This window comes from Variovorax sp. YR752 (assembly GCF_943372545.1).
In genome coordinates this window covers 1-14,158 of record NZ_CALRZC010000218.1, presented here as the reverse complement: position 1 = coordinate 14,158, position 14,158 = coordinate 1, and the positions used below count along the sequence as shown (strand labels likewise).

The window sequence follows — 14,158 nt, the reverse complement described above, 5'->3', positions numbered from 1 at the left end:
GTCGTAAGCCTTGGCTTCGCCGCCGAACTTGGCCGACAGAACGGTTGCGATCGCAGCCGTCAGCGTCGTCTTGCCGTGGTCAACGTGACCGATCGTGCCCACGTTCACGTGCGGCTTGGTGCGGGTGAATTTACCTTTTGCCATTTTTCAATCCTTGAAAGAGCATGTCCCGTGTGTTGGTTTTATGTCTGCATCCGATTGCTGGTTCGCCCCGCACGGGAACAGGGCGGCACCGGATCGCAGACAAGAAGGGCCGCGCACTGCGCGGTCCCACATTCTTTTTAATCAGTTGGGGACAGAGCAAATTTGCTTCGCAAATCTTGGTCTGTCCCGCAATGACATTACTTGGAACGCGCAGCCACGATGGCTTCAGCAACGTTACGCGGAGCTTCAGCGTAGTGCTTGAACTCCATCGTGTACGTGGCGCGGCCTTGCGTGGCCGAGCGCAGCGTGGTCGAGTAGCCGAACATTTCCGACAGCGGGACTTCAGCCTTGATGAGCTTGCCGCCACCGATCATGTCGTCCATGCCCTGCACCATGCCGCGACGCGAGGACAGGTCGCCCATCACGTTGCCGGCGTAGTCTTCAGGCGTTTCGACTTCCACGGCCATCATCGGCTCGAGGATCACGGGGCTGGCCTTGCGAGCGCCTTCCTTGAAGCCGAAGATGGCGGCCATCTTGAACGCCATTTCGTTCGAGTCCACGTCGTGGTACGAACCGAAGTGCAGCGTGACCTTGACGTCGACGACGGGGTAGCCCGCCAGCACGCCTTGGGTCAGTGCTTCCACAACGCCCTTTTCCACTGCGGGGATGTATTCGCGAGGAACCACACCGCCCTTGATGGCGTCGACGAACTCGAAGCCCTTGCCAGCTTCTTGCGGCTCGATCTTCAGGATGACGTGACCGTACTGGCCCTTACCACCCGACTGGCGAACGAACTTGCCTTCGGCGTCTTCGACGGTCTTGCGGATCGTTTCGCGGTAAGCCACTTGCGGCTTGCCCACGTTGGCTTCCACGCCGAATTCGCGCTTCATGCGGTCCACGATGATTTCGAGGTGCAGTTCGCCCATGCCCGAAATGATGGTCTGGCCGGATTCTTCGTCGCTGCGCACGCGGAACGACGGATCTTCCGACGCCAGGCGCTGAAGGGCGATGCCCATCTTTTCCTGGTCAGCCTTGGTCTTGGGCTCGACGGCCTGCGAGATCACGGGCTCAGGGAATTCCATGCGCTCCAGCGTGATCATGGCGTTCGGGTCGCACAGGGTTTCGCCCGTGGTGACGTCCTTCAGGCCCACGCAAGCGGCGATGTCGCCGGCACGGATTTCTTCGATTTCGAGACGTTCGTTGGCGTGCATCTGCACGATACGGCCGATACGCTCTTTCCTGCCCTTGATCGGGTTGTAGACGGTGTCGCCCTTGCTCAGAACGCCCGAGTACACGCGCACGAAAGTCAGCTGGCCGACGTACGGGTCGGTCATGAGCTTGAATGCCAGCGCCGAGAACTTCTCGCCGTCGTCGGCCTTGCGGGTGACGTCCTTCTCGTCGTCGTCCAAGCCATGCACCGGCGGAATGTCCAGCGGCGAAGGCATCAGTTCGATCACGGCGTCGAGCATGCGTTGCACGCCCTTGTTCTTGAACGCGCTGCCGCACAGCATCGGCTGGATTTCGCCGGCGATCGTGCGCGTGCGCAGACCGTGGGTGATTTCCTCGAGCGTCAGGTCACCTTCTTCAAGGTACTTGTTCATCAGCTCTTCCGACGCTTCGGCCGCGCTTTCAACCATCTTCTCGCGCCATTCCTTGGCCAGCTCGAGCAGGTCGGCGGGGATCTCGCGCGTTTCGAACTTCATGCCTTGCGAGGCTTCGTCCCAGAAGATTGCCTTCATCAGACGCAGGTCGACCACGCCCTGGAACTTGTCTTCGGCACCGATCGGAATCACGATCGGCACGGGGTTGGCCTTCAGGCGGTCGACCATCATCTGGCGAACGCGGAAGAAGTTGGCGCCGACGCGGTCCATCTTGTTGACGAACGCCAGACGCGGCACCTTGTACTTGTTGGCTTGGCGCCAAACGGTTTCCGATTGGGGCTGCACGCCGCCGACCGAGTCGTACACCATGACGGCGCCGTCCAGCACGCGCATCGAGCGCTCGACTTCAATGGTGAAGTCCACGTGGCCAGGGGTGTCGATGATGTTGATGCGATGCTCGGGCAGCGAGTGGTCCATGCCCTTCCAGAAGCAGGTCACGGCAGCCGAGGTGATCGTGATGCCGCGCTCTTGTTCCTGCTCCATCCAGTCGGTCGTTGCCGCGCCATCGTGCACTTCGCCGAGCTTGTGGGTCACGCCCGTGTAGAACAGGATACGTTCGGTGGTGGTGGTCTTGCCGGCGTCGATGTGCGCGGAGATACCGATGTTGCGGTAGCGCTCGATGGGGGTCTTGCGGGACATGGTGTACTTTCGGGTTTAAATGCGTTGAGCGCTGGGCGTCGAGCACGGGCGATTCGCCCGGCACTCAACCCCCAACGCTCAAGAGACGTGTGATTTTTAGAAGCGGAAGTGGCTGAAGGCGCGGTTGGCTTCTGCCATACGGTGCACTTCGTCACGCTTCTTCATGGCACCGCCACGGCCTTCCGTGGCTTCCATCAGTTCGTTGGCCAGACGCAGGGCCATCGACTTCTCACCGCGCTTGCGGGCAGCTTCTTTGATCCAGCGCATCGACAGGGCGAGGCGACGGACAGGGCGGACTTCGACCGGCACCTGGTAGTTCGCACCACCGACGCGGCGCGACTTCACTTCGACCATCGGCTTCACGTTGTTGATGGCAACGGTGAACGCTTCGAGCGGGTCCTTGTCCGGGTTCTTCTTTTCGATGAATTCGAGTGCACCGTAAATGATGCGCTCGGCAACAGCCTTCTTGCCGCCTTCCATGATCACGTTCATGAACTTCGACAGCTCGACATTGCCGTACTTGGGATCCGGCAGGATTTCACGTTTGGGGACTTCGCGACGACGTGGCATTTTTCTAACCTCTTTGCTTCAGTTGGCATCGTTTCCGATACCGCGAGAGTCAGTCAGGACTCTCACTTACTCGACCCGACATTGGGTCACTTCGTTCGACAAGCCAGCCAAGGCCATCGAACACCGCTTGTTTCTTGACGACAGGAAGGCTTAAGCCTTCTTGGGACGCTTCGCGCCGTACTTGGAACGCGACTGCTTGCGGTCTTTCACGCCTTGCAAGTCGAGCGAACCGCGCACGATGTGGTAACGCACACCGGGCAAGTCCTTGACACGACCGCCGCGAACCAGCACGACGCTGTGTTCCTGCAGGTTGTGGCCTTCGCCGCCGATGTAGGAGATGACTTCGAAGCCATTGGTCAGACGGACCTTGGCAACTTTACGAAGCGCCGAGTTGGGCTTCTTGGGCGTCGTGGTGTAGACGCGGGTGCAGACACCGCGACGTTGCGGCGAGTTCTGCATGGCAGGGCTCTTCGAATTGATCTTTTCGACCGTTCGACCCTGACGCACCAGTTGATTGATGGTTGGCATGAATGAATTAGTCCCAAAACAACCCGGCCTTAGTGGTGAAACCGTCCTTGGTCGTGACTCAAGGAAGCCGGGAATAACGAAAACGTGAAACCCTTCGGAAAATTCCGAAAAGCCCACGAGTATAGCAGGCAGGTCTGAAATGGCAATGTCAGGCGCCTGGAGCGCCCGCCACCACCTGTTTCAAGGCCTCTTTTGCCCGCCTCTTACTTGATCCAGAGACGCACAGCGTCCCAGGCGCGACCGAAGACGCCGGCCTGCTCGACCGGCTCCAGGGCCACCAGCGGCACGTCGGCCAGGGGTTGGTCGTCCAGCGTGACCTTGAGCGAGCCGACGGCCTGGTACTTGGTGAACGGCGCGACCAGCGGGTCGGGGCGCGACACCTGCGTCTTGATCTTGCTGGCGGAACCGGTCGGCACCGCGACCACGATGGCTTCGGGGCGGCCCAGCTTCAGCACGTTGGCCTTGCCCTTCCAGACGGCGGGCGTAGCGGCGGGCTGGCCGGCTTCGAACAGGCGCACGGCGTCGTAGGCCGTGTAACCCCAGTTCAGCAGCTTCTGCGACTCGTTGGCGCGCACGGCCTCGCTGCTGGCGCCCAGCACGATCGACAGCAGGCGACGGCCGCCGGTGAGGTTGGGAAAGTCACGCTTGGCGGTGGCGATCATGCAGTAGCCCGCGGCGTCGGTGTGGCCGGTCTTCAGGCCGTCGACGGTCGGGTCGCGGAACAGCAGCAGGTTGCGGTTGGTGTCGTTGGTCGACGGCGTGCCCGGGTAGCGGTACTTCTTGATGGCGTAGTACTTGGCTTCTTCCGGGAAGTCGCGCACCAGGCGCGTGGCCAGGATGCTCAGGTCGCGCGCCGTGGTCGTGTGGCCGGGCGCCGTGAGGCCTTCGGGATTCTTGTAGGTGGTGTTCTTCATGCCCAGCACCTTGGCCTGGGCGTTCATCATCTCGACGAAGTGCTCCACCGTGCCGCCCACGCCTTCGGCCAGTGCCACCGTGGCGTCGTTGCCCGACTGCACGATCACGCCCTTGATGAGGTCTTCCACCGGCACCTGCATCTTGGGGTCGATGAACATGCGTGAGCCAGGCATCTTCCAGGCGCGCGGGCTCACCGGCAGGGTCTGGGTCAGCGTGATCTTCTTGGCGCGCAGCGCGTCGAACGCGACGTACGCAGTCATCAGCTTGGTGAGCGAGGCCGGCTCGATGGGACTGTCGATGTCCTTCTGCGCCAGGATCTGGTTCGCGGTCACGTCGAGCAGCAGGTAGCTGCGCGCGGCGATTTCAGGTGGGGCCGGCATCTGGGCGGCGGCGATCACGCCAACCGAGGCAGCAGCGGTCAGCACCAGTGCGCGAAGCGCAGTGAAAAAACGATTCATGGGGAAGATAAGAAGAGACGAGGACAAGCCTGAAAGGCTTTCATTCGGTGCCCGCGCGCAGATGGCGGGCGACCAGGCTTTTGAGCAGCGGCAATTGTCCGTGAAAGAAATGGCCGCCCCCGGGAATTACCGTGACAGGGAGTGACTGGGGGCGCGCCCAGTCCATCACGGCGGCGAGAGGCACGGTGTCGTCGGCTTCGCCATGGACCACCAACGCGCGCTCGTGCGCTTCGGCCGGCAGCGTGGCCACCGAGAAGCGCGAGGCGGCCGTGCCCACCAGCACCAGTTGCCGCACGTCGCGTGCGGCCCAGAGCTTCTCGGCCGCGCAACTGGCCACGAAGGCGCCGAAGGAAAAGCCGGCAATCGCCAGCTGGCCCTCGGGTGCGAGCTGGCCGACGACATGCAGCATGTCCTCGAGCTCGCCGCGCCCTTCATCGTGAGCGCCTTCGCTGGCGCCGACGCCGCGGAAGTTGAAGCGCACGGCCGTCCATCCGCAGGAGACGAAGGCGCGGGCCAGGGTCTGCACGACCTTGTTGTCCATCGTGCCGCCGAACAGCGGGTGCGGATGGGCGATCACCGCGATGCCGCGCGCTTCGCCGGCTGGCAAGTCGCGCTGCACCTCGATCACGCCCGCGGCGCCCTGGAGGCTGATTTTTTCGGTCTGGGAGTTCATGGCGCTGGGGTTGGCTGGGCCGGCGATGCCGGCAACGTGCACGGTACGAGCACGGGGTCCGCAGGAAAGTTCAGCGGCCGACGTCGGGTGGCAACACCAGCCGCTCGACGATCTGGCCATTCTTCAGATGGGACTCGACGATCTCGTCGATGTCCTCGGCGTCCACGAAGGTGTACCAGACGGCCTCCGGGTAGACCACGGCGACGGGCCCGCCCGCGCAGCGGTCGAGGCAACCGGCCTTGTTGACGCGCACCTTGCCGGGTCCGGCGAGCCCCTGCTCTTTCACCTTCGCCTTGCAGCGGTCGAAGCCTTCCTGCGCGTTGTGCAGGGCGCAGGAGTCTTCGCCATTCTTGCGTTCGTTCAGGCAGAAGAAGATGTGGCGGCCGTAGTAGCCGGACGGTGCGGCGGGAGTGGTGCTGGGCATCGATCGATTTTATGAGCGTGCTCAGGGCGGCGCTGGCCGGCGGCGCCGCGAGAGCGCAGCCAGCACGTAGACCAGCACCGCGAACGGCCAGCCCCAGCCCAGCCACTGGGCCAGGCCATGGAAACGGATGAAGCGGCCCTGCTCCCAGGTGGCGAGGGTCTGCGCGAAGTACGCGCTCTCGGGCGCCTGGTTCAGCAGGCTCAACTGGAGCACGAGCCCCATGAGCAGCAGCGCGCCGCACAAGCGGCGCGGCGCGAACAGCAGAAGCACGCCCGCAAACACTGCCGCGGCCAGCCCGACCTGCACCGGCAGATCGAGCCACGCCCACGCGTGCTCGGGGCCGTAGCTCATGGCCGCCGACAGGGCCGAGGCCGCGACGCCTGCGAGCAGGATCAGCGGCAGCAGCACCGCGCGCTGCACCACGTTGCGCGCCACCAGGTAGCCCAGCAGGCATGGCACCAGCGCCCCGAGCATCACACACAGCAGCTCCACGGCCGGCACCAGCGGCTCCAGCTCGAACTGGCGCACGGGCAACCAGTCGATGAAGGGCGTGTCGAGCAGCCACTCGGAAATCGTCGTCTCCAGCCGCTCGAAGACCTGGCCGAGGCCGAAGGTGACGGCTGCGGGGAACAGCAAGGCAAAAGGCCAGAGCGCCAGCAGCACGAGCCCGCCGCGCGCGTCCTCGACGAACCACTGCGAGCGCGCGCGGCCCCAGTGGGCGACCGCGCCGAGCCGCTCCAGCGCCGCGGCCAGCACGGCGCCGAGCACGGTTCCGGCGGTGTTCAGCCCCAGGTCGACGTTGGAGGGAATGCGCGCCGGCAGGTAGCTCTGCAGCGTCTCCATGGCAAAGGCGATCGCCGCGCCCGCCACCGTGGCGCGCAACAACGCACGCCACACACTGTGACTGCTGCCCGTGCGCAGCACGCTCAGCGCACACAGAAAACCGAAGGGCACGTAGCCCGCCACGTTCACCCCGAAGTCGAAACCCGTCCAGTACTTGGGCCAGGGCGCCGACAGATAGGCCCAGGGCGCGATCCCCTGGTCACGCCAGTCGGCGAAGGGGTACAGGCTGGCATAGACGATCAGCGCCGCATAGGCCAGCGCCAGGGGGAGCGCGGCAGACTTGTGCGGCATGTCTACCGTCGACACGGCATCAGAAAGGTTTCACCACCACCAGGATCACGATGCCCAGCAGCAGCAGCACGGGCAACTCGTTGAACCAGCGGTACCAGCGGTCGCTGCGGCGGTTGCCGCCGGCCGCGAAGCGACGCAGCAGCACGCCGCAGCCGTGGTGATAGCCGATGGCCACCAGCACCAGCGCCAATTTGGCGTGCATCCAGCCATTGCCCGGACCACGCCCGATGCCATAGCCCAGCCAGAGCCAGGCGCCGAACACCAGTGCCGGCACGGCCAGAAAGGTGGTGAACCGCAGCAGCTTGCGCGCCATCAGCAGCAGGCGCTCGCGCTCCGCGACCGACTCAGGCGGCACCATCGCCAGGTTGACGAAGATCCGCGGCAGATAGAACAGTCCGGCAAACCAGCTGGCAATGAAAACAATGTGAAGAGATTTGACCCAGAGCATGGCGGCAGTTTAGTGGTGGCTGCACACTGACCCCTTTTGGGGCCCTTTGCCAAGGTTTCGGGCAAAAAAAAGCCCGACGTCTTCACGTCGGGCTGGGAAGCCCTTTTGCTGTCACACATCAAGGCACCCGCTCAGGGAGGAAAAGCGGGGAGCGGCAAGCCGCCCGCTTCAGAATTTAACAAAGACGAAACAAGGTTTCAAGCGATTGAGGCAGTTTCTTTGACTTTTACAACAAAAATCTAGAACTTAAGTTCTATTAATTTCCGTAGTTGTCAGACAACTTGCTTCTAACCCTCCTGAGGCGCCGTCTGAGGCTTCAGGCACAATTTTAGATATATGACGTCATCATTTTCCCCGCTCGCCATGTTCCCCGCCAGCCGGCCGCGCCGACTGCGCCGCGACGCCTTCACCCGCAACCTGGTGCGCGAGCATGCGCTGACGACGAACGACCTGATTTACCCGGTGTTCGTGCAGGAAGGCGAAAAGCGCCGCGACGCCGTGGCCTCGATGCCCGGCGTGGAGCGCCTGAGCCTGGACCTGCTGCTGCCCGTGGCCGAGCAGTGCGTACAGGCCGGTATTCCGGTGATGGCGCTGTTCCCCGTGATCGATGCCAGGCTCAAGACGCCCGCGGGCGACGAGGCCTTCAACCCCGACGGGCTGATTCCCCGCGTGGTGGCCGCGCTCAAGGCGCGCTTTCCCGAGCTGGGCATCATGACCGACGTGGCGCTCGACCCCTACACCAGCCACGGCCAGGACGGCCTGCTCGACGACACCGGCTACATCCTCAACGATGCCACCGTTGAAGTGTTGGTGAAGCAGGCACTCACACAATCGCAAGCCGGCGTCGATATTGTGGCCCCGAGCGACATGATGGACGGCCGCATCGGCGCGATCCGCACCGCGCTCGAAGCCCGCGGCGACGTGCACACGCGCATCATGGCCTACAGCGCCAAGTACGCCAGCGCCTTCTACGGCCCCTTCCGCGACGCCGTCGGCTCGTCCGCCACGCTCGGCAAGAGCAACAAGAAGGTCTACCAGATGGACCCGGGCAACAGCGACGAGGCCCTGCGCGAGGTCGCCATCGACATCGCCGAAGGCGCCGACATGGTCATGGTGAAGCCCGGCATGCCCTACCTGGACATCGTGCGCCGCGTGAAGGACGAGTTTCACGTGCCGACCTTCGCCTACCAGGTGAGCGGCGAGTACGCCATGCTGAAGGCCGCCGCCCAGAACGGCTGGCTCGACCACGACGCCGTGGTGCTCGAAAGCCTGCTGGCCTTCAAGCGCGCGGGCGCCGATGGCGTGCTGACCTACTTCGCGCTTGACGCCGCCCGGCTGCTACAAAAATAATAGCTACCGCGACATACCCGTCGCGCTTCCACTGCATTTTCGGCATGGAAGAAGAATCACCAGGGGCGAGTGTCCATGCGCATCTTCGAAATCAGCCGCTCGCAGGTCAGCGAGCACGCCTCGCTGGCGCCGCTGGCCGTGCCGGGCGCTTGCAGCGCCGCCAGCTACCTCTGGATTTCGCTGACGCGCGACGAATTCCGCGCCGCCCAGCCCGAGGTGCAGCAGATCCTGCAGACGCTGTGCCAGACCCAGCTCGTCGACCTGCACGTGGCCGACCTGCTCAACGACCAGCTGCCCTCGCACTACGACTACACCTCGAAGTACGACGTGCTGGTGTTCCGCCGCCTGGCCACGGGCAACGGCGCTGAAACCAACAACACCAGCGAGCCTTCGGTGCCGCAGCGCCCGTCACGCGGCGGCCCGCCGGTGCTGCGCCGCATCGACACGCGCCCGGTCGGTTTCGCGGTGTTCGACCGCGTGCTGCTCTCGGTCCACCCCGAAGACGGCACGGTGCGCGACGCCTTCGCCGCCCGGCTGCTGGCCGCCGCTTCGTCCGACGACCGCGGCACGCCCGCGCTCGACGTGCGCGCCACCTCGGCCCGCCTGCCCACCAGCCCGGCCGACCTGATGCTGCGCATCGTCAACCTGATCGTCGACGGCTACCTCGACATGCGGCGCGAGCTCACGAAGCAGCTCGACCACTGGCAGACCGAACTCATCGACCCGCGCAGCCGCTTCACCAACTGGAGCGCCCTGATGGAGGCGCGCCAGTCGCTGCACCGCCTGGACGAAATCTGCGAAGACCAGCGCGCTGCCATGCAGGACTGGATCGATTCGCTCGAAACCCTGCCCACGCCGCAGGGCGAGGTGGCGCAGCGCGAGCGCGAACTGATCATGGTGCGCAGCCGCGACGTGCTGGAGCACATCCAGCGCGTGGTGCACCACGTGCACCGGCTCGAGCAGAACGCCGAGACCGCCGTGCAGATGCACTTCAGCGTCCAGGGCCACCGGGCCAACGACATCATGCGGGTGCTGACCGCGCTCACCGCCATCTTCCTGCCGCTGAACCTGATCGCAGGCATCTTCGGCATGAACTTCGAGTTCATCCCGCTCGTGCACAAGGCCGACGGCTTCTGGATCGCGATGTCGGCCATGCTGGTCATCGCGGTGGTGCTGGTGGTGGTGTTCTGGCGCAAGCGCTACCTCGCGCGCACGCGCTGAGCGCCCTCCCCGCTTCCGAGCGCCCATGAAAAAGCCACGCAGATGCGTGGCTTTCTTGTGTCAGCCAGGGCCGCCCCGGAAGGCGGCTGGCTTCATGGCCAATTACTTGGCGACGGCGCCCGAACCTTGCTGGGCTTGAACGCGTGCGTCCATCGGATTCACCATGGTCGAGACGACCTTGCTGTTGACGCGCGAGCCCGAGGTCACGTTCTGGTCCGGAGCGTAGGCGGTGCGGATGGCTTCGGCTTCGACGATCGAACGGTCCTTCGACACGGCCACGGTTTCCGCGCCGCGCGAACCGCGCACGACGTTCTGGTTCGGAGCTGCGGCGGTGCGCTGGGCTTCGGCGTTGACTTCGTCGCGGCTCTTGGACGAGATCACTTGGGTCACGCCTTGGTACGTCTCGGCTTGGACGCCGGTGGCGGCCAGGAGGGTCAGGGCGGCGGCTGCGAAAATGTGCGAGGTCTTCATGTCTGTTCCTTGTGTTCGGCTAGATGGGATGTCCACCAGGCTTGCACGTTGGCTCGCCTGTGCGGCGAGTGTCAGCCGGAATTCCTTCGGGAAAACACTCGGTTCAGAGACACGGTGTTTCCTGTAGCGAAACAATCAGTCAACAAAGTTGTGCACGCAAAAAGCCGGGTATTCACCGCTTGACTGCTTCCGGCGTACACCAAGAGCGCGCGCCGGACCTGCTCGGCAAAACCCCCTGAAAATCGGCGCACCGCGCTCCCTCGCGAAAAACAACGGGTTTCACTGACATGGACAGTCTCGATCTGATCAAAACCTTCCGGGAAGTTGCCTCGCACGGCAGCTTCTCCCAGGCCGCCAAGCGGCTCGACATGTCGAAGGCCACGGTCAGCAAATACGTCGCCGAACTCGAAACCCGTTTCGGCGTGCGCCTGCTCAACCGCTCCACGCGTTCCGTGAGCCTCACCGACGCCGGCCAGCTGCTGCTCGAACGCAGCACGCCGATGCTCGAAATGATCGAGCTCACCCAGGCCGAACTGCAGGAGCGCGCCAGCCAGCCGGGCGGCCGGCTGCGCATCTCGGCCCCGCACGGCATGGGCAACGGCGAGTTTCCCGACCTGCTGGCCGACTTCATGCGCCACTACCCCGACGTGAGCATCAGCCTGCAGCTGACCAACCGCACCGTCGACCTCGCCGAAGAAGGCATCGACGTCGACATCCGCAGCGGCCCGGTGGAAGACGCCAACCTCATCGTGCGCAAGCTGCGGCTCATCCCCATGGTGGTCTGCGCCTCGCCGGTCTACTGGAAGAAGCACGGCAAGCCCGCGCACCCCCAAGACCTCGCCAACCACGACGCGCTGACCCATTCGTTGCTGGGCACGCAGCCCGTGTGGCGTTTCGATGACAACGGCCAGCCGCTGGACGTGCAGGTCAAGAGCCGCATGGACTGCACCGAAGGCGCGCCGCTGATCCGCGTCGCGATGCGCGGCTTCGGCGTGATCTACCTGCCCTCGCTGCTCGTGCAGTCGCACATCGACAGCGGCGAGCTGGTGCCGGTGCTCGAAGGCTATGCACGCAAGGACATGTGGCTGTCGGCCGCCTACCTGCAGCGGCGCCACAACAGCGCGGCGCTGCGCGCGCTGCTCGACTTCCTGCAGACCCGGGTCGGCGCCAAGAAATAGAAGCAATGAAAAAGCCCGGCACTGCCGGGCTTTTTCTTGGAGCGTGGCGGTCGGATCAGCCGACGTGCTTGGCAAAGAACGCCAGCACGCGTTCACGCGCCGGCTTTGCCGCTTCGGCGTTGTACGAGCCGCGCTGGTCGCAGTTGAAACCGTGGTCGGCCTCGTAGACATGCACTTCCACCTCGGGGTGCGCCTTCTTGAAGGCCTCGATGGTGTCCAGCGGAATCCAGTGGTCGCGGTTGCCGAACTGCGCGAGCACCGGCACCTTCGGCTGGCGCGCGCTTTCTTCGGGCGTGGTCATGCCGCCACCGTAATAAGGCGCGGCAGCGGCCAGGCCCGGCAGCAGGGCCGCGGCACGCCAGACCAGCAGGCCGCCCCAGCAGTAGCCGACGATGCCGACCTTGCCCGCCTTCGAGGCGTAGGCAATTGCGGCTTCGAGGTCCTGCAGCACGCCGGGCGCGGGCAGCGCCTCGACCGCCGTCTTGTAGCCGAAGCCGGTCTTCATGTCGTCGTCGCTGTAGCCCAGCTCGACGTCGGGCTTGACGCGGTGGAAGGTCGACGGCGCCACGGCCAGGTAGCCGTCGGCCGCATAGCCGTCGGCCACGGAGCGGATGTGCGAGTTCACGCCGAAGATTTCCGGCACCACCACCACGGCGCCGCGCGGCGTGCCGACGGGCTCTGCCACATAGGCGGGAAAAGTGAAGCCATCCTTGGCGGTGAGATCGATGAATTGGCCCATGGGGTTCTCCTGAAAACGATGGAACGGAAAAGAAAACGGTTTGGCTTGCGCGTGCGCCATTCGTTATGCGCGCAATGCGCGCTCGATGAAATCGAGGCGGTCCTGGCCCCAGAAGATCTCGCCGTCGATCACGTAGCTCGGCGCGCCGAACACCTGGATGTCGATCGCTTCCTGCGTGTAAGCCTCGTAACGCTCCTGCACCGCCTGGCTCTGCGATTGCTCGGCGCGCTTGGCCGGCAGGCCGCATTCTGCGACCAGGGCTTCGAGCAGGTTCGGGTCGCCGATGTTCCGCTCCTGCACCCACACGGCCGCGAACACCGCGGCGCTGATGCGCATCGCGGCCTCGGTGCCGTCGTGCATGTCGACCGCAATGATCAGCCGCGCCGCGTCGTCGCTGGCCACCGGGAAAAACTTCGGCTTCGGGTTCAGCGGCAAGCCCAGGTGCTGCGAGAAGCGCGCCAGCTCCAGCAGCCGGTAGGCTTGGCGCTGCGGCGCGCGCTTGCCCAATGGCAGCCCGCCCGACACCGGGAACACGCTGCCCATGTCGATGGGCCGCACGCGCACCGTGGCGCCGGCGGCCGCTGCAATGGCGGCAAAGCGGGTATGCCCCAGATAGGTCCACGGGCTCTGTGGCGCAAAGTAATAGTCGATCGTCTTGTGCATTCAATAACCTCCGTGCTTCGCATTGCGGTGCGAGCTGGCTTGGGGCGGCCCGGTGCGGCGCTCGCGCTCATGCGCTGGCCCTCGATGATGTAATCCGGACGAACGGTTTTAACTGACACACAGTTTCTCTGCAGGAGGTGGGATTTGGACCAGGTGCTCTTGATCACCGGCGGTGGGCGCGGCATTGGTGCCGCCACGGCCTTGCTCGCCGCGACGCGCGGCTACGCCGTGGCCGTGAACTACGCCAGCAACTCGCTGGCCGCCGACGAGGTGGTGCGCACCATCCGCGCGGGCGGCGGCACCGCCATGGCGGTGCAGGCCGACGTGGGCGACGAGGCCCAGGTGCTCGCGATGTTCGCGAAGATCGACGCCAAGCTCGGCCGCCTCACCGCGCTCGTCAACAACGCCGGCGTGGTCGACGTGCAGGCGCGCGTCGACGAGATGAGCGTGGCGCGGCTGGAGCGCATGTTCCGCATCAACGTGATCGGCAGCTTCGTCTGCGCGCGCGAAGCCGTGAAGCGCATGAGCACCAGGTACGGCGGCGCGGGCGGCGCCATCGTCAACATCTCCAGCGGCGCTGCGCGCCTGGGCTCGCCGGGCCAGTACGTCGACTACGCGGCCAGCAAGGCCGCCATCGACACCCTGACCATCGGGCTGGCCAAGGAAGTCGCCATGGAAGGCATCCGCGTCAACGCCGTGCGCCCCGGCCTCATCGACACCGAGATCCACGCCTCGGGCGGCATGCCCGACCGCGCCACCGAACTCGCGCCGACCGTGCCGATGCAACGCACCGGCAGCCCCGCCGAAATCGCGGGTGCCATCCTGTGGCTGCTGTCGCCCGAGGCCAGCTACACCACCATGGCCCTCCTCGACGTGACCGGAGGACGCTGAGCCATGAGCACCTCCATGGACCTCATCAAGCCGCTGGTCACGCTGGTGGCC

Annotated in this window: 16 protein-coding genes; 4 read left to right on the top strand and 12 right to left on the bottom strand. The window is 64.8% G+C overall.

Annotated elements, in window-relative coordinates:
* The 9 genes from AAG801_RS33325 to AAG801_RS33285 form a co-directional block, all read right to left on the bottom strand.
* Positions 1-144 (bottom strand): GTP-binding protein (locus AAG801_RS33325; RefSeq protein WP_341888899.1); only part of this gene is annotated, 144 nt, incomplete at its 3' end.
* 197 nt (positions 145-341) lie between these two features.
* Positions 342-2,444 (bottom strand): elongation factor G, encoded by a 2,103-nt coding sequence (gene fusA, locus AAG801_RS33320; RefSeq protein WP_101491327.1) that lies wholly within the window; start codon positions 2,442-2,444, stop codon positions 342-344.
* Between the two features lie 96 nt (positions 2,445-2,540).
* Complete coding sequence (gene rpsG, locus AAG801_RS33315) at positions 2,541-3,014, bottom strand: 30S ribosomal protein S7 (protein WP_101491328.1); 474 nt, start codon at positions 3,012-3,014, stop codon at positions 2,541-2,543.
* A gap of 150 nt (positions 3,015-3,164) precedes the next feature.
* Positions 3,165-3,542 (bottom strand): 30S ribosomal protein S12, encoded by a 378-nt coding sequence (gene rpsL / locus AAG801_RS33310; RefSeq protein WP_013543948.1) that lies wholly within the window; start codon positions 3,540-3,542, stop codon positions 3,165-3,167.
* A gap of 203 nt (positions 3,543-3,745) precedes the next feature.
* Positions 3,746-4,915 (bottom strand): D-alanyl-D-alanine carboxypeptidase family protein, encoded by a 1,170-nt coding sequence (locus AAG801_RS33305; protein ID WP_153281773.1) that lies wholly within the window; start codon positions 4,913-4,915, stop codon positions 3,746-3,748.
* Positions 4,916-4,955: 40 nt separating this feature from the next.
* Complete coding sequence (locus AAG801_RS33300) at positions 4,956-5,588, bottom strand: alpha/beta fold hydrolase (protein WP_341892260.1); 633 nt, start codon at positions 5,586-5,588, stop codon at positions 4,956-4,958.
* Between the two features lie 70 nt (positions 5,589-5,658).
* Complete coding sequence (locus AAG801_RS33295) at positions 5,659-6,012, bottom strand: (2Fe-2S) ferredoxin domain-containing protein (protein ID WP_341892259.1); 354 nt, start codon at positions 6,010-6,012, stop codon at positions 5,659-5,661.
* Between the two features lie 21 nt (positions 6,013-6,033).
* On the bottom strand, positions 6,034-7,146 hold the full coding sequence (locus AAG801_RS33290; protein ID WP_101491330.1) for a VanZ family protein: 1,113 nt from the start codon (positions 7,144-7,146) through the stop codon (positions 6,034-6,036).
* Between the two features lie 19 nt (positions 7,147-7,165).
* Positions 7,166-7,594, bottom strand: a complete 429-nt coding sequence (locus tag AAG801_RS33285) for a CopD family protein (protein WP_062478845.1) — start codon at positions 7,592-7,594, stop codon at positions 7,166-7,168.
* A 363-nt stretch (positions 7,595-7,957) separates the two neighbouring features.
* On the opposite strand from AAG801_RS33285, the gene hemB reads away from it, so the two are divergent.
* On the top strand, positions 7,958-8,944 hold the full coding sequence (gene hemB, locus AAG801_RS33280) for a porphobilinogen synthase (RefSeq protein ID WP_341892258.1): 987 nt from the start codon (positions 7,958-7,960) through the stop codon (positions 8,942-8,944).
* Between the two features lie 75 nt (positions 8,945-9,019).
* Positions 9,020-10,165 carry a magnesium transporter CorA family protein gene (locus tag AAG801_RS33275; protein WP_341892257.1) on the top strand — a complete coding sequence of 382 codons (1,146 nt, stop codon included), beginning with the start codon at positions 9,020-9,022 and terminating at the stop codon, positions 10,163-10,165.
* A 102-nt stretch (positions 10,166-10,267) separates the two neighbouring features.
* Here AAG801_RS33275 and AAG801_RS33270 read toward each other — a convergent pair whose 3' ends face one another.
* On the bottom strand, positions 10,268-10,636 hold the full coding sequence (locus AAG801_RS33270; protein WP_101491334.1) for a DUF4148 domain-containing protein: 369 nt from the start codon (positions 10,634-10,636) through the stop codon (positions 10,268-10,270).
* Positions 10,637-10,923: 287 nt separating this feature from the next.
* Between AAG801_RS33270 and AAG801_RS33265 the strand changes: the two genes are divergently transcribed.
* Positions 10,924-11,814 carry a LysR family transcriptional regulator gene (locus tag AAG801_RS33265; protein ID WP_101491335.1) on the top strand — a complete coding sequence of 297 codons (891 nt, stop codon included), beginning with the start codon at positions 10,924-10,926 and terminating at the stop codon, positions 11,812-11,814.
* 55 nt (positions 11,815-11,869) lie between these two features.
* Here AAG801_RS33265 and AAG801_RS33260 read toward each other — a convergent pair whose 3' ends face one another.
* The gene (locus tag AAG801_RS33260) at positions 11,870-12,553 is read right to left on the bottom strand and encodes a dienelactone hydrolase family protein (protein ID WP_101491336.1); all 684 of its coding nucleotides are present in this window, start codon (positions 12,551-12,553) and stop codon (positions 11,870-11,872) included.
* A gap of 63 nt (positions 12,554-12,616) precedes the next feature.
* Positions 12,617-13,216 (bottom strand): 2-hydroxychromene-2-carboxylate isomerase, encoded by a 600-nt coding sequence (locus AAG801_RS33255; protein ID WP_341892256.1) that lies wholly within the window; start codon positions 13,214-13,216, stop codon positions 12,617-12,619.
* Positions 13,217-13,360: 144 nt separating this feature from the next.
* On the opposite strand from AAG801_RS33255, the gene AAG801_RS33250 reads away from it, so the two are divergent.
* Entirely contained in the window at positions 13,361-14,107 is a 747-nt protein-coding gene (locus AAG801_RS33250; RefSeq protein WP_341892255.1) for an SDR family oxidoreductase, read from the top strand.
* Positions 14,108-14,158 lie beyond the last annotated feature (51 nt).